The following is a 15,949-nucleotide window of genomic DNA, read 5'->3' on the forward strand; positions in this document are numbered from 1 at the left end:
CCAAACAAACGATAAGGGGTGTTTTGGGAATGAACAAGAAAAAAAGCTTGATGGGGGCAGTCGCTACGTTGCTGCTGGCCGGCTCTGTGCTTGCCGGTTGTTCCTCCTCCAACACTGCCAGTCCGACTCCGGACGGCGGCAGCGAAAATTCCGGGGCAAGCGGTCCGCAATACACTTTCCGCTTGGCTGACACGCATCCGCCGGATTATCCGACGGTGATCGGTGACCAAAAGTTTGCCGATCTCGTCAATGAACGGACAAATGGACGCATCAAAATTGAGATATTCCCTTCCGGACAATTGGGGGAAGAGAAAGCGGTTCTCGAACAAGTGCAGTTGGGAGCGATCGAGTTCGCCCGCACCAACGCCGCGCCGCTGGCTGAGTTTAATGAAGAATTGTCCATTCTCAGTCTGCCGTATATCTTCGACAACGATGAGCACTTGTGGCGATTCCTTGAGGGAGAGATGGGCAACAAGATGCTGGATGATCTCGAACAATCCCGCATGAAAGGATTGGCGTATTACAGTTCCGGTGCCCGCAGCTTTTACTCGCGCAAACCGCTCACCAGCATCGAAGATTTGAAAGGGCAAAAATTCCGCGTGCAACAAACCAAAGTCAATATCGATCTGATCGAGGCGCTGGGAGCGAGCGCGACGCCGATGGGCTATGGGGAAGTGTTCAGCGCCTTGCAAACCGGCGTAATCGACGGAGCGGAAAACAACTTCCCGAGCTACTATTCTTCCAATCATTATCAAGTAGCCAAAAACGTGATCCTGGATACGCACCAACGCACACCTGAAGTGCTGCTGATCAGCAAATCGGCCTGGGATAAACTGTCAGAGGAAGACAAAAAAATTGTGAAACAGGCTGCGCTTGATTCTGTCAGCACACAACGGGAATCTTGGGAAAAATGGGAGAAAGAATCGGCAGAAAAATTAAAAGCGGCAGGAGTAACGATTACGGAAGTGACCGATTTGAAACCTTGGCAAGATGCCGTCAAGTCGGTTGTTGAGAAGCATGGCAGCAAGTATCAGGAAATTTTGGACGCCGTCGACAAAGCAAGGCAATAGAGAATCGACGGTTCGCCGTTCGGGTTCCCGGGCGGCAAGCGAATAGTGGGTGGAAGAGAAACCGTACGCCAAGTTTGCAGGAAATGACTAAACATGCTTAAAACAACAGGAAAATGTTGACCAAAGCGCGAAGATAGGTAAAGACAAACCGCCATGTTCACATTTATTGAAAGCGATTTCAAAGCCTGTTGGCGGTAGTGGGGAGGACCTATGAATAGCCGATGGAGAAACGTACGGGAATGGATTCAGCGCTTTGTTCTCTTTCGGGACCAGTCGTTCCTGACGAAACTGTTTCTTTTTTCAAGTTTTTTGGTCATTATATCCATGTTGTCCGTTGGCGTCATTTCCTATTTGCGTTCCTCGCTTGAGCTGGAGGAAGAAGTCAAAGGCTCCAGTTTGCAGGTCATTGAGCAGGTGGAGACTCATATCGAATATTATATTCGTGATTTTGAAATCACCAGCTTGCGCATAATCAACTCCCCGCAGTTGATCGACTATTTGAAATTAAACTCGATCGAAGAAGACAGCGACGGGGAAATCCGCAAGTCGGTCAAAGCGATTCTAAAAGACGCCGAGTACTCGCGGTCCGATATTTCCAATATTACGGTGATCTTGGATAACAATGCCGAAGTGATCGACACCTTGGGCGACCGAAACTATTATCCGGCCAGCAAAATCCGGCAAGAGTACTGGTACTCGTCCATCCCGCAAAATGGTCTCAGTCTGCTCGTCAGCCGCACGTTAAAACTGAGCAACAAAGAAGAGCCGGTCATTTCTCTGGTTAGGCGATTGTATAATCCGGAGACTTTGCAACCTGTCGGCTTGCTCTTGATTGACATCAACTTCCGAAGGATCGAGGAAATTTCCAACAAAGTGTCGCTCAGCAAAAACGGCGTTTTCTTTATCCTGGATTCCAAAGGGCATTATGTGTATCATCCAAACCATCTAAAGCTCGGGCAAGAGGCCGATTTTTCGCAAATTTCCCGGTTCTCTTCCCAGTCGAGCGGCTCGATGATTCTCGAGCAGCAGGGTAAGCATTTTATTACCTATACGTATTCCCCCAGCCTCGGTTGGCGCTTTTTTACCGCCATTCCTTACGGCCAGTTGATGAGGGGAACGATTCAGATCGGGCAAACGATTGCCTGGACCATTCTGGTATCTTTAATCCTCGCCTACTTGCTTGGTTACGGCTTTGCCAGAAGTTTGATTGGACCGATCAAGCGGCTGCAGCAATATATGCGGGAGATTGAAGTGGGCAATTTGCAGGCGCGCGTCCAGGTAGAGTCGCATGACGAGATTGGACAGTTGACGTTAGGGTTTAACCGGATGGTGGAAAGACTGTCCAGTTTGCTGGAAGAAGTATATTTTGCCAAATTGCGGGAAACGGAAATGTCCCTGCGGCAAAAAAATGTTGAATTAAAGATGCTGCAATCGCAAATCAATCCCCATTTTCTTTACAATTCGCTGGAGACGATCAGGGGCATGGCGCTGGAAGAGGAGCAGGAAAGCATTGCCACGATGGCCTTTTTATTGGGAAAGCTGCTCCGCTTTAACCTGCGCAACAATTTGCCGACGGTCTCCCTGGGGGAAGAGCAAAAGTTTGCGGAAATGTATTTGCAAATTCAGAAGTTCCGGTTTGAACACCGTTTCGACTATCAGTTTGACATACCGGAATGGGCGCTGTCTTACAAAGTCGTCAAGTTTTCCTTGCAACCGCTATTGGAAAACTGCTTTGTTCATGGTTTCGCTTCAAATGTGCCAAAGTTAAAGATCAACATTTCGGTTTACCGCGAGTCCAAACATTCGTTTGTTGTCGAAATTACCGATAACGGGGCAGGCATTTCCGCAGAGATCCTGCAGGAGATCGAGGCCAATTTGCGGCAAATGGAGCCCAAGATCGGAGAATCGAACATCGGGATCGCCAATGTGCATAAAAGGATCGTTAACCTGTTTGGAGCGGAGTTTGGTATCCGCGTGCGCAGTCAGCGCGGAGCGGGAACGACCGTGAGCATACGCATGCCGATCGTCAAAGACGGAATGGGGGAGGAACACAATGAACAGCATTTTGCTGGTGGATGATGAGAGATGGGTACGAACGGCATTACGCTGGTCCATTCACAATCTGGATCTTCCTTTTCAAGTCAAGCATGAATCGGAAAATGGTCTGGAAGCTCTCGATTGGCTGAAGCAAAATGAAGTCGACTTGATTTTGACTGACATCCGCATGCCGGTGATGGACGGGTTGGCCTTTACCGAGCAGTTGCGTCAATTGCAATTTCCGCAGGATGTGATTGTCATTAGCGTTCACGACGAATTTCCCTTTGTCCAGCATGCTTTGCGGATTGGCGTGTCCGATTATTTGCTAAAGCCGGTGGAAGAGTCGGATTTGCAAAATTGTTTGAACAAATGGCTGCAAAAACAGGAGAAGGATGACGAACGGAGCAGCGCACCGCAGGAAGCGATGCCGCCGTCAACCATTGAGCTTGTGCTGCAATATATCCGGGAGACGCCGTTGTGTGAAGTGACGCTGACGGAAGCTGCCAAGCGGGTGCACATGAATCCCAGTTACCTGAGCCAATTTTTCAAGCAACAGCTTAACAAAAATTTCGTGGAATATGTCACGGAATTGCGAATCGAGGAAGCGAAAAAACTGCTGGCGTCGACTTCGCTGCGCATCTCGGAAATTGCCGATCGGTTGGGATATTCCGATCTGGCTTATTTTAGCAACAACTTCAAGCGTATAACGGGAAACACACCGTCGGAATACCGCAAGATCAGGTTCAAGACGTCCTGATGTTTCCGGGCGGTTACAGCGGTTGGCAGGAAGCGCGTTCGACCAGCTCAATTTCAATTTGCTTGCAAAACGGCGACAGCTTGGTTTTGTTGATGATTGCGAACAGTGAGTCGACGATGCCGGCAGCGATCCGTTCGATCGGTGCGCCTACAGCCGTGATCGGGACATCGAAGCTGGCCATCTGTGGAATATTGTCATAGCTGATCAGCGAAAGATCAGCGGGAACAATCACTCCCTCTTCCTTCAACGCACGCATCACTCCCACAGTGATGTCATAGCTGCCGGAAACAATCGCGGTAGGTTCATAAGCGGAGTGGAGCAATTGCTTGGTCAAACGGTACCCTTGGTCGGCGCTGTTGCCGGCCGTGTTCATCGTCATCAGCGGGTGGGTGGGCAAGCCGAACTGGATGATCGCTTCGGCAAACCCGATATATTTTTCCTGCTGGATCAAATCGTTCGGCGACAAATCGCCGATATAGGCAAGCCGGCGATGGTTTCGTTCGTACAAATAGCGGACGGCGGCAAACATCGCTTTTCGCCGGTTGACATCAACAGCAGACAGCTGGCCCTCCGGTTTCCCGTAGCACAAAATCGGGACCGTTGACTGGGGCAAACCGGGTCTGCCCCGGCTTTCCTCCTGAAACAGCAGTATGGCATCGACGTGAAATCGGTTGAAGATCGTGATCGCTGAATCCACCGGGTTGATCGATAAAAGCGTATGGTACGCTTGTTGCCCAAGCAAATCGTTGATTTTCGTAATCAGGGTGGACCAGGCAGGCCGTTCCACTGTCGGCCAGGCAACACCGATGATTTGGCTTTTCTTCGACACCAGGCTTTTCGCGGCCATGTTGGGCTGATAGCCGAGCTGTTCCGCGACTTTCAGAATGGCTTCTTTGGTTTTTTTCTTCACGAGTGGACTGTCATTCAAAGCTTTGGAAACGGTCGAATAGCTGACTCCAGCGATTCGGGCGATATCTTTAATCGTTACGCTCATCGCGACCCCCCGCAGGCAGAGTATTGATCATATTTTAAACGATTTCATTACTCTTTGAAACAGAGCTGTTCAGGAATTGAACGGCGAATGGCTGTTTGCGGCCGATAAAAATAACAACGTTGTAAAAATTTGCGGCTGACAGCAGACCGCGGAGTTCTTCATTATTCCGCAAGTTATCGTTGGCTGCCTTCTGGAATAGATTTATTGTGACAACGTTTTCGAAAAAGGCGAAAAATAAGGAAAGGGTGACGCATTTATGCAACGGTTTATGAAAGCGAAAGAAGCGGAAGGATACCAGGATTTGATCGGGGAAGAGTACCCGTTGTTGCAGTATCTTGCTTTGGGCAAGCTTACGCTGAAACAAGGACAAACGTATGAAGCGCAGACGAACGGTTATGAAACGGCACTCGTCATCTTGTCGGGCAAAGCTGCGATTTCCGCGGAAGATCAACGGTGGACAGGATTGGGGGGAAGAAACAATGTGTTTGAAGGCAAGGCGACAACCGTCTTTGTCCCCTGCCAGTCGGCTTACCAAGTGACTGCGGAAACCGATCTGCAAATTGCGGTTTGCAAAGTGAAAGCAGAGGAGAAATATGCGCCATTTGTTGTCCGGCCGGAAGAAGTCGTGGTGCAGCAGCGCGGCAAGGCGCAGTGGAATCGGGAAGTGCATGACATCATCGCCGACAATGCCAACAACCGTGTGCAGCGCATCGTGTTGGGCGAAACGTTCCACAAGCCGGGCGAATGGTCCGGGTATCCGCCGCACAAGCATGACGGTGAGTTTGCCCCGGAAGAACCCAATTTGGAAGAAATCTACTATTATCAAGTAAACCCGCAGCAAGGTTTCGGCGTTCAGCTCCACTATACGAAAGATCTGTCAATCGATGAGGCGCATATCATTCGGCACGGGGACAGCTTCGCGATTGACAAAGGATATCATCCGGTCGTGGCCGGCGGCGGCTACCAGCTGTATTATCTCTGGTTCATGGCCGGGGAAAGCGGCAGAACATTGCGGCCATATGAAGACCCTGATCACAGATGGCTGCATACGCTCGACTAGCGGAACAAGCGGCAAACGTTCTTTCGGATCAAATCATGAAGAAAGGAAACGAATCGATGAAAACTGCTGCTTCCTATCTGGTCATCCGGCCGGACGATTCCGTATTGATTGCCTTGCGACCTTTTGCCGCAGGGGAGGAAATCACGTTCGATGGCGAGACGCTGGTCGTCCAGTCGGACGTACCGCAAGGCCATAAAATTGCCCGCAAGCCAATCAAAGCGGGGGAAAACATAAGCAAATTTGGCTACCCGATCGGCCGAGCCACGGTGGACATCGCTGCCGGAGAATGGGTCCACACCCATAATGTTGCCACCAATCTCGAAGGGCTGTTGGAATACCGCTACGAACCGGTTGCCGAAAAAAAGGTGCAGCTTCAGCCATCCAGCCAAACGTTCCAAGGCTATTTGCGAAAAAACGGAGAGGTCGGCATCCGCAATGAAATCTGGATTATCAATACGGTAGGCTGCATCAACAAAACGGCAGAAACGCTGGCCAACATGGCCAATCGCACGTTCCAGCATGCCGGGATCGACGGTGTGTATCATTTTGCGCATCCATTCGGCTGTTCACAACTGGGCGACGATTTGCAATATACGCAGCGCATTTTGGCTGATTTGGTGCAACATCCCAATGCCGGCGGCGTCCTGGTTGTCGGGCTTGGCTGTGAAAACAATTATGTGGATTTGTTCAAACAGGCAATCGGTCCGTATGATCCTGATCGGGTCAAATTTCTCGTCAGCCAGCAGGTCGAAGACGAATTGCAAGCCGGGTTGGAACTGATCGGCGAACTGGTTGCCTACGCGGAACAATTTCAACGGCAGCCGATTCCCGTGTCCAAGCTGAAAGTCGGGTTAAAGTGCGGCGGATCGGACGGATTTTCCGGCATTACCGCCAATCCGCTCGTCGGGGCCTTCTCCGACTTGCTGATTTCCCAGGGCGGCACCACGATCCTGACGGAAGTTCCGGAAATGTTTGGTGCGGAGACGATCTTGATGAATCGGGCGGCAGACGAGCAAGTGTTCCAAAAAATGGTAGAACTTATTAACGATTTTAAACAGTATTTTCTCAAACACGATCAGGTCGTTTACGAAAATCCGTCGCCAGGCAACAAAGCGGGCGGAATTACCACGCTGGAAGAAAAATCGCTCGGCTGCGTGCAAAAAGGCGGTTTTGCCGAAGTGGTGGATGTGCTGCCATATGGAGGACGCGTCGGCAAAAATGGCTTGAATCTCGTTCAGGGACCCGGCAACGACCTCGTTTCCGTTACCGCGCTGACCGCGGCGGGGGCGCATTTGGTGCTGTTTACGACCGGACGCGGGACACCGTTTGGCGGACCGGTGCCAACCGTCAAAATTTCTACGAACAGCGAGCTGTATCAGAAGAAGCGCAACTGGATTGACTTCAATGCCGGGCGTTTGCTGGAAGATGCCGATTTGCCGGGACTAAGTCAGGAACTGTTTCAGTATATTGTGAAAGTGGCCTCCGGAGCGGAGCAGACGCGAAATGAACAAAACGGATTCAAAGAAATCGCAATCTTCAAAGATGGCGTGATTTTATGATCGAGGCGGATGAGCGATGAAAGACTTTCAACAAAAGGTGGAGCAATTGCGCAAACTGCTGCGGGCGAAACAGCTCGACGGGCTGCTGATCGGACAACAGAAAAATTTTTCCTGGTTGACCGGCGGACGTTCGTTCGTCAATCTGGGGACGGAAAGAGCTGTCGGGACCATTTTCGTCAGTCTGGATACAGCTGTGCTGTTTGCCAGCAACATTGAAGCGCAGCGGTTGATCGACGAAGAAGTGCAAGCTGAATTTGCGGAAGTGAAGGTGTTTCCTTGGCACCTTCCTGGTCGGTTGGAGCAACTGCTGGCCGATTGGACGGAAGGGAAACAGGTGCTCTGGGACAGTGAACTGGAAGCGGAGCTGTCTGTGATGCGTTCGATTTTGTCAGACGACGAACAGGTGCGAATCAGATCGTTGGCGCGGGAGACTGCGGAAGCATTGGAGCAGACGGCCCGACAGATCAGCATCGGAGAGACGGAATACGAAATCGCCGCTCGCCTGGCTGCGAACTGTATCGCGCGGGGAATCGAACCGATCGTCAATCTGGTGGGCACCGATCAGCGGATTTTTCAGCGCCGCCATCCGCTGCCGACAACAAAACGGCTGGAGCGCTATGCCATGTTGGTCGTCGGCGGACGCAGACAGGGACAAATCGTCTCATGTACGCGGCTGGTCCATTTTGGCCAACCGCCGGCTGAGCTTGAACGCCGCTTGCAGGCAGTGGCCACTGTCGATGCCGCGCTCATTCTGTCCACGGTGCCAGGGAAGCAATTTGAGCAGTTGTTTGCCACGTTGCAGGAGGTTTACCAAACCGTCGGCTTCGCGAATGAATGGCAACACCACCATCAAGGTGGGCTGAGTGGTTATTTGTCGCGGGAACAATTGCTCTTGCCCGGTCTTGTCAGGGAAGTGCAAGCGAATCAGGCGTTTGCCTGGAATCCGAGCATTTCCGGAGTGAAATCGGAGGATACCATTCTGGTAACGGCAAACGGACCGGAGATTCTCACTTTTACGGGACAATACCCGACGGTGGAGGCAGTGTGGAATGGAAGCAAATTGGCGCGGCCCGGTATTCTGGTCCGTTAGAAAGGAGCGTATGCCGTATGCAAACGCTAAATAAACAGACATACCCAGCCGGACGGCGGTTTGACCATTTGCCGGAAAAAATCGTGCAATTCGGCGAAGGCAATTTTTTGCGCGGCTTTCTGGATTGGATGATTCAGCGAATGAACGAACAGGAGCTGTTTTTGGGACGGGTGGTGGCGATTCAGCCGACCCCGCATGGAAAGGTCGTGCCAAAACTGCTGGCGCAGGACGGATTGTATACGGTTGCCCTGCGCGGCTTTGCCAACGGCGAGCAGGTCGACCGGACAGAAGTGGTCGCCGCGATCAGCCGGGGAATCAATCCTTACGCAGATTGGCTGGAAGTACTGCGGCTTGCCGAAAACAGACAGATTGAGTTTGTCTTTTCCAATACGACCGAGGCGGGACTTTCCTATTTTCAGGAAGAATATGCCGCAAACCGCGCCCCGCTGTCGTTCCCTGGCAAGCTGACAGCGTTCCTGTTTCATCGCTTTCAGGCAACGGCCGGCGATCCGACGGCCGGACTGAAAATTTTCCCGTGTGAGCTGCTGGAAAACAACGGAGACTTGTTGAAGGCGATTGTCATGCAATTGGCAAAAGATTGGCGGCTGCCCGACGCTTTTACGGAATGGCTCCAATCGCACAACCGATTTTTCAACACGTTGGTCGATCGGATCGTCATCGGCTATCCGAAAGAAAACAGCGAGGAGTATGAGCAAAGGCTCGGTTATCGGGACGAATTGCTGACGGTCGGTGAACCGTATCACTTTTTTGCGATTGAAGGAGATGAAACAACGGCCGCTGCCCTGCCGTTCCGCCAGGCGGGACTGAACGTCTTCTGGGGAGATGTCAAACCGTTTCGCGAACTGAAAGTGCGCATCCTCAACGGGGCGCATACGATGATGTTTGCTGTCGCCTATTTGTCGGGTGTTGATACGGTTTTGCAGGCGATGGAGGACCAGCAATTGCGCCGGTTTATCCAGCGCGGCATGGAGCAGGAGATTTTGCCTTACATTGCGCTGGAGCAAGCGGTGAAAACGAATTTTGCCCGCTCGGTCGAAGAACGGTTCTTGAATCCGTTTAACCGACATCAACTGCTCGATCTGGCTTTAAATGCCGTGACCAAGTACAAGCTGCGGGTGCTCCCCAGCTTGCTCGATGCGGTCAAAACGGGAACGTTGCCTGCTGTGCTCTGCTTTTCACTGGCCGGCCTCATGCTGTTTTATCGCGGCATTCAGCGCGATGGCCAGCAGTTGGTGGGAATGCGCGAACAGCAGCCGTACAGCATCCGCGACCAGGAAGAAGTGCTGCAATTTTTCCAAAACGTGTGGAGCGCCTGTCAGGGCGAGAAAGAACAGGTGCAGCAGCTGGTTCGGGCGGTGCTGGGAAATGAGTCGTTCTGGGGCGAAAACTTGCTGCAAATTGCCGGCCTGGAAGAAAAGGTTGGCCAATATTTGCGACAAATGCTGCACGACGGGATGAGAGCGGCTTTGACTCGTTTGCTGGAAGGAGATGGCGCGTGATGGACGTCGTTACATTGGGAGAAGCGATGGTCTTGTTTGTCCCGACTTCAGTCGCCCCGTTACGGTTTGCAGGTACGTTTGAGAAGACGATTGGCGGAGCGGAAGCCAATGTGGCGATTGCGCTGGCCAGGCTCGGTCATCAGGTCGGCTGGATGAGCCGTTTGGGAAATGATGAGTTTGGCTTGTATGTTCGGCAATACATCCGCGGGGAAGGCGTTGATACCTCGCGCGTCTTTTTTGATGACCAGCATCCGACCGCCGTTTTTTTTAAAGAACGGCAACTGGGGCAAGATCCGAAAATATATTTTTATCGCAAAGGCTCGGCGGCCAGTCATATGAGCCCGGGCGATCTTGATGAAGCTTATCTGGCCCAGGCCAAATATTTGCATTTGACCGGGATCTTGCCCGCATTGAGTGCGTCTTGCCGGGCATTGACTTATCAGGTGATCGAACTGGCAAAGAAGCGTAATGTCCGCATCGTGTTTGATCCCAATATCCGCCTGAAGCTGTGGTCGATGGAAGAAGCCCGTCCCGTTTTAATGGATATTGCCGCCCAATGCGATATTGTGCTGCCTGGTTTGGAAGAAGGCGAGCTGCTCACCGGCGCGAGCGACGAGCGGCAGATCGGGCACATATTGCTGCAAAACGGGGCTAAGGCGGTCGTCGTCAAACTGGGAGAACGAGGCGCCTATTATGTTACTCCCGAAGGCGGTGAATACGTCGCCGGTTACGAGGTGAAGCAGATTGTCGATACGGTCGGGGCGGGAGACGGTTTTGCCGCTGGCTTTCTGTCGGGCTTGCTGCGCGGCTGGGGCTATCGCGAGGCGGTCAAGTTGGGCAACCGGGTCGGCTCCTACGCCTTGACTGTACCTGGTGATGTCGAAGGCTATCCGTTCTGGTCGCAGATTGATCCGGCTGCGCAAGGAAAAACGGTATTGCGATAAGCGAGGAGGGAAACGAATGCTGGCCAAACAGCGTTTGCTGGACAAAATTTTGGAGAACGGCGTGATTGCCGTCATCCGCAAAGTGCCGCTGGAGCAAATCGACCAGTTGGCGCATAGCCTGATTGCCGGCGGAGTGACAGCTTTGGAGGTTACGGTAGATCACCCCGATGCCTATGCGGCGATTCAAACATTGTCCCGCCATTTTGACGGGCAAGCGGTCATTGGAGCAGGCACCGTCCTCGATGCGGAATCGGCAAAACTGGCAATTCAGCATGGCGCTCAGTTTTTGCTGAGTCCCAGTTTGCATCCGGAAGTCATCCGTACGGCGCTGCGCTACGGCAAAGTAGCTGTTCCGGGGGTGATGACCCCGACCGAGATAATTCAGGCTGTGCAGCTGGGGGCCGATCTGGTGAAAGTATTCCCGGCGTCGGCCTTGGGCGTAAAATATATCAAGGATGTAAAGAGCGTATTTTCCCATGTTCCGATGATTCCGACTGGAGGAGTGGATGCGGAAAATGCTTCCGCTTTTGTTCAGGCCGGAGCGGCGGCAGTCGGTGTCGGCGGCAATTTGATCAACAAGCAAGCTATGGCTGAAGGAAAGTATGAGCAAATTACCAAACTGGCCCGTCAGCTCGTGCAGACGGTGAGTCGCGCCAGAGAAGAGCAACGGTAACGGCAAAGCCAAGTCCGGGAAAGGTGCGGACTTGGCTTTGTTTGTCAATGGGCTAAAGCCTGTTTAATTTGGAAAAAGGCAGATTTTAATGCGCTTTTAAGAAGCAGGACTTACAATAAAAACAAACCAGCAGGTCTTGTTTGCCGGCATCATTTTCCGGCTGCAAAATGGGCGCGCGGAACGGGAAAAAAGCGCCGTCGTGACGGCGAATCATTCGTTGTCTAGTTCTAGCGAATCATTTCGAATGATGTCGGCACCAATTTCTAAATTAAATATAGACTTATGCCAAGGAATATTATATTATCACATTGGTAGCAGCAAACAGGTTAGTAGATGTCCAGACAAAACATCTATTTTCTTCCAATTCAGGATGAAAATAGGAAACTGAAAATCTAGCAATGGGGAGATCTCTATGTTTAAAAAATTGTCAGTAACGATTCTATCATCTTTACTGGTTGTCGGACTTGTTCCAGCAAGCTCCAATGCAACAGTAGCAACCAAAAATATCAAAGCCGATTATCACAACATCACCGTGAAGTATAACGGTTCCGTTGTCTCCACTGACCTTGAGCCTTTCATTGTCAACGGTTCTACTTTTATTCCGCTTCGCATGATGGCCAATGTATTCAACAAAAATATCGCGTGGGATGGCACTACATACACGATCAATGTAACCGACAAGCCGGACGCGACGGTATCGTCCTTGCAAGCGCAAATCGCGCAAAAAGATGCGCAAATCAAGAGCTTGCAAACCCAAGTGTCCAACTTGCAAGACAGTCTGAACGACGACGATGATGACGATATCGATGATGCTCTCAGCGATTTGGAAGATCAATTGAACGATGATTACGAAGACTACGAAGATCTCGAATGGGATATCTCCTTGGATGGAGACGAAGATGAAGTTGAAGTAGAGATCGCGATCGACTATGACGAGTATGGCGATGATTTCGACGATCTTGACGACGATGGCGACATCGAAAGTCTTGTTGAAGACATCATGAATGACATTTGGGATGAAGATGATTTCGAAGATGCCGATATTACTGGTACCATCGTTGACAGCTCCGATGACGATGACGAAATCGTTGACTTCGAAGGCGATGTCGACGACGACACCATGTATTATGATGGTGACGAAATCTAATTGTAAAGTAACAGCAAACCACCCGGTGACAAAGCCGGGTGGTTTTTTGCTGTTTGGCGATTGTTTTCGCGCCAGTTATTATCGCGGATACAGCTGGATTTCTCCGGGGAACAACCGCTGCAGCTGCAGGAGCTGGCGGTCGGTCAACCGGCTGGTCACGATAGCCAGCTGTCCTTGCTCAAGCGGCAAGCCCTCCATCGGATCTTCAACTACATGGGCAATGCCCATTGCTTCCAATGCGCGCGTATAATCGGCGGCATCATCCCAGTTGGTGACAAAATAGTACGATTTGTTTTCAGCCACGAGCAGTAACACTCCTTTCCAGCGATAGTATTTGCCATCAAGGCGAAAATTACAGCATTGCGTTTGTCGAACGAAATGGCAAGCGCTTGTTGCAAGTCCCACGCATGATTTATCCTCCGACTCATATCCATATATTGTAACTCGAGAAAGGATTTGAAGGAGGCGTCAATCATTATGATTTATGTTGAGCCGGGAAAAGATGGGGCAAAAGTATCCTTTAAAAAGCGGTATGAAAATTTTATCGGAGGGAAATGGGTACCTCCGGTTAACGGTGAATATTTCGAGAATGTGACCCCAGTGACCGGACAGGTATTTTGCGAGGTACCGCGTTCTTCGGCAGAAGATATCGAATTGGCTCTCGATGCAGCGCATGCCGCCAAAGATGCCTGGGGCCGGACTTCCCCAGCCGAACGCGCTGTGCTTTTAAATAAAATCGCCGATCGCATCGAAGCCAATCTGGAAACATTGGCGGTTGCCGAGACGTGGGACAATGGCAAACCGATCCGCGAAGCGCTCGCTGCCGATTTGCCTTTGGCGATCGATCATTTCCGCTATTTTGCCGGATGCGTCCGGGCGCAGGAGGGCAGTCTCAGCCAGATTGACGAACATACCGTTGCTTATCATTTTCACGAGCCGCTTGGCGTCGTCGGACAAATTATCCCGTGGAATTTCCCGCTGTTGATGGCTGTCTGGAAATTGGCGCCGGCTTTGGCGGCAGGAAACTGCGTAGTGTTGAAACCGGCTGAACAAACGCCGGCCTCTGTGCTCGTCTTCCTGGAGCTGATTGAAGATTTGTTGCCGCCGGGTGTGGTCAACGTCGTCAATGGCTTTGGCCTGGAAGCCGGCAAACCGTTGGCGACCAACAGCCGAATTGCCAAAATTGCCTTTACCGGCGAGACGACAACCGGTCGCCTGATTATGCAATATGCGTCGCAAAATCTCATTCCGGTCACACTGGAGCTCGGCGGGAAGTCTCCCAACATTTTCTTCGAAGATGTTTGCGCCAAAGATGACGCTTTCTTTAACAAAGCGGTTGAAGGGTTTGTCCTGTTTGCGCTTAATCAGGGAGAAGTCTGCACCTGTCCGTCCCGCGCCTTCATTCAGGAGTCGATTTACGAACCGTTTATGGAAAAAGCGTTGGCCCGGGTCGCTTCCATCAAACAAGGCAATCCGCTCGATACGGAAACCATGATCGGAGCGCAAGCTTCTTCCGAGCAGTTGGAGAAGATCTTGTCTTACCTCGACATCGGCAAGCAAGAAGGCGCGGAATGCCTGATTGGCGGCGAGCGCAATCTGCTGTCCGGTGAATTGGAAGGCGGCTACTATGTCAAACCGACCGTCTTTAAAGGGCATAACAAGATGAGAATCTTCCAGGAAGAAATTTTTGGACCGGTCGTTTCCGTCGCTACCTTTAAAGACCAGGCAGAAGCAGTAGAAATGGCCAACGATACGCTGTATGGTCTGGGAGCAGGCGTCTGGACGCGGGATGGCAGTCTGGCATACCGGATGGGCAGAGCCATTCAGGCTGGACGCGTCTGGACCAACTGCTATCATGCTTATCCAGCCCATGCTGCCTTTGGCGGATATAAAGTATCCGGCATCGGACGGGAAAATCACAAGATGATGCTGAGCCACTACCAGCAAACGAAAAACTTGCTCGTCAGCTACAGCCCGGATGCGCTTGGCCTGTTCTGAGCGAGATGTGCGGTTAGCCCGCAAAAGGGAGGGTAGGCAATGGTCGCCCGAGTGTTGGCTACACAAGAAGCATTGAACCTGATTGAACGTCTTGCGGCTCGCTACGGTCCGCTGCTCTTTCATCAGTCGGGAGGGTGCTGTGATGGCAGTTCACCGATGTGTTACCCGCAAAATGAGTTTCTCATCGGCGAACAGGATGTCCGATTGGGGGAGATCGGCGGCATGCCGTTTTATATGAGCCGGCCGCAATTTGAATATTGGAAACATACCCAGTTGATTATCGATGTGGTCCCGGGAAGAGGCGGGATGTTTTCGCTGGAAGGGCCGGAAGGGTTGCGTTTTCTGACCCGCTCGCGGGTTTTTACGGAAGAAGAAGCGAAAATTTTACGGGAAACGGAATCGTAAGGAAGCCAAAAGCCGCACTGCTGATGCGGCTTTTGTTTTTTTAAGCGCTTACTTGTCGTGATGGACAATCTTTTCGAACAGGTTGGCAAACGTCTCCAATTCCTCCGGTGTCAAACAAGACAAGTAGCGGGAAAAGACTTCTTTGGCGATCCGCAGATCATGGATCACGCTCTCTTTCCCTTTGTCGGTCAATGAAACAAACACATTGCGGCGATCATGCTCTCCGTAGAATCGGGTCAACAACCCGTTTTGCACCAATCGTTCGATCATGGTCGAGATGGCACTCGTCTTCACTTCCATCAAATCGGCCAATTGACTGATCGTACATGGTCCATTGTTCATAATATATCGCATCAAATAAAATTGAGTTCGCGTCAGGATCGCCGAGCTGTTTTGCTGCAGCTCGGCATCCACTTTGCGGCGTGTTTTCCACATGGCTTCCCATACCCGGTACAGATTTTTATCCATTCCGCTATCCATTGAAGTAACGCTCCTTTTTTCCTGATCTCCTCTTATTGTAACTCATTTCGACAAGTTGTGCGGACCTCCGCCGACGATGCAATATTAAAGAAAATTTACAAAATTATCATAGAAATCAGGTTTCTGCAACGAACGAAGCGGGTATGATGTTAGTAACCGGAAACGAAAGAGGGAGACGTCATTGAAACTGGTTTTTACCGACACAACATGCAAAA

At 51.3% G+C, this 15,949-nt stretch carries 15 protein-coding genes; 12 read left to right on the top strand and 3 right to left on the bottom strand.

Going from position 1 to position 15,949, the window contains the following annotated elements; genetic code table 11:
* Window positions 1–29: 29 nt before the first annotated feature.
* From JOD01_RS04020 to JOD01_RS04030, 3 genes are all read left to right on the top strand, one after another.
* A complete protein-coding gene (locus JOD01_RS04020) occupies window positions 30–1,070 on the top strand; it encodes a TRAP transporter substrate-binding protein (RefSeq protein WP_239565189.1) in 1,041 nt (346 codons plus the stop codon).
* Window positions 1,071–1,280: 210 nt separating this feature from the next.
* On the top strand, window positions 1,281–3,149 hold the full coding sequence (locus JOD01_RS04025; protein ID WP_204516960.1) for a sensor histidine kinase: 1,869 nt from the start codon (window positions 1,281–1,283) through the stop codon (window positions 3,147–3,149).
* Complete coding sequence (locus JOD01_RS04030; protein WP_204516961.1) at window positions 3,124–3,864, top strand: response regulator transcription factor; 741 nt, start codon at window positions 3,124–3,126, stop codon at window positions 3,862–3,864. Before JOD01_RS04025 ends, JOD01_RS04030 begins: the two co-directional genes overlap by 26 nt.
* Before the next feature lie 13 nt (window positions 3,865–3,877).
* Here JOD01_RS04030 and JOD01_RS04035 read toward each other — a convergent pair whose 3' ends face one another.
* A complete protein-coding gene (locus tag JOD01_RS04035) occupies window positions 3,878–4,858 on the bottom strand; it encodes a LacI family DNA-binding transcriptional regulator (RefSeq protein ID WP_204516962.1) in 981 nt (326 codons plus the stop codon).
* 256 nt (window positions 4,859–5,114) lie between these two features.
* Between JOD01_RS04035 and iolB the strand changes: the two genes are divergently transcribed.
* The 7 genes from iolB to JOD01_RS04070 all read left to right on the top strand — a co-directional run bounded on the left by iolB (window position 5,115) and on the right by JOD01_RS04070 (window position 12,851).
* On the top strand, window positions 5,115–5,918 hold the full coding sequence (gene iolB, locus JOD01_RS04040) for a 5-deoxy-glucuronate isomerase (RefSeq protein ID WP_204516963.1): 804 nt from the start codon (window positions 5,115–5,117) through the stop codon (window positions 5,916–5,918).
* Between the two features lie 56 nt (window positions 5,919–5,974).
* Window positions 5,975–7,477, top strand: a complete 1,503-nt coding sequence (locus JOD01_RS04045; RefSeq protein WP_204517212.1) for a UxaA family hydrolase — start codon at window positions 5,975–5,977, stop codon at window positions 7,475–7,477.
* A 16-nt stretch (window positions 7,478–7,493) separates the two neighbouring features.
* A complete protein-coding gene (locus JOD01_RS04050) occupies window positions 7,494–8,567 on the top strand; it encodes a M24 family metallopeptidase (RefSeq protein WP_204516964.1) in 1,074 nt (357 codons plus the stop codon).
* A gap of 17 nt (window positions 8,568–8,584) precedes the next feature.
* Window positions 8,585–10,087, top strand: a complete 1,503-nt coding sequence (locus JOD01_RS04055; protein ID WP_204516965.1) for a tagaturonate reductase — start codon at window positions 8,585–8,587, stop codon at window positions 10,085–10,087.
* A complete protein-coding gene (locus JOD01_RS04060; protein WP_204516966.1) occupies window positions 10,087–11,031 on the top strand; it encodes a sugar kinase in 945 nt (314 codons plus the stop codon). Before JOD01_RS04055 ends, JOD01_RS04060 begins: the two co-directional genes overlap by 1 nt.
* A 16-nt stretch (window positions 11,032–11,047) precedes the next feature.
* Window positions 11,048–11,704, top strand: coding sequence for a bifunctional 4-hydroxy-2-oxoglutarate aldolase/2-dehydro-3-deoxy-phosphogluconate aldolase (locus tag JOD01_RS04065; protein ID WP_204516967.1), 657 nt, complete (start codon window positions 11,048–11,050; stop codon window positions 11,702–11,704).
* Between the two features lie 412 nt (window positions 11,705–12,116).
* Window positions 12,117–12,851: a stalk domain-containing protein gene (locus JOD01_RS04070; protein WP_204516968.1), complete on the top strand. Its 735-nt coding sequence runs from the start codon at window positions 12,117–12,119 to the stop codon at window positions 12,849–12,851.
* 78 nt (window positions 12,852–12,929) lie between these two features.
* Here JOD01_RS04070 and JOD01_RS04075 read toward each other — a convergent pair whose 3' ends face one another.
* A complete protein-coding gene (locus JOD01_RS04075; RefSeq protein ID WP_204516969.1) occupies window positions 12,930–13,154 on the bottom strand; it encodes a hypothetical protein in 225 nt (74 codons plus the stop codon).
* A 174-nt stretch (window positions 13,155–13,328) separates the two neighbouring features.
* Here JOD01_RS04075 and adh point away from each other — a divergent pair, with 174 nt between their 5' ends.
* Both adh and JOD01_RS04085 read left to right on the top strand, forming a co-directional pair.
* Entirely contained in the window at window positions 13,329–14,849 is a 1,521-nt protein-coding gene (adh, locus tag JOD01_RS04080) for an aldehyde dehydrogenase (protein WP_204516970.1), read from the top strand.
* Window positions 14,850–14,888: 39 nt separating this feature from the next.
* On the top strand, window positions 14,889–15,254 hold the full coding sequence (locus JOD01_RS04085) for a DUF779 domain-containing protein (protein WP_204516971.1): 366 nt from the start codon (window positions 14,889–14,891) through the stop codon (window positions 15,252–15,254).
* Window positions 15,255–15,302: 48 nt separating this feature from the next.
* On the opposite strand, the gene JOD01_RS04090 is transcribed toward JOD01_RS04085, so the two are convergent.
* Window positions 15,303–15,734, bottom strand: coding sequence for a MarR family winged helix-turn-helix transcriptional regulator (locus JOD01_RS04090; protein WP_204516972.1), 432 nt, complete (start codon window positions 15,732–15,734; stop codon window positions 15,303–15,305).
* Window positions 15,735–15,949: the final 215 nt, after the last annotated feature.

Source organism: Brevibacillus fulvus (assembly GCF_016908525.1).
GTDB lineage: Bacteria > Bacillota > Bacilli > Brevibacillales > Brevibacillaceae > Brevibacillus_G > Brevibacillus_G fulvus.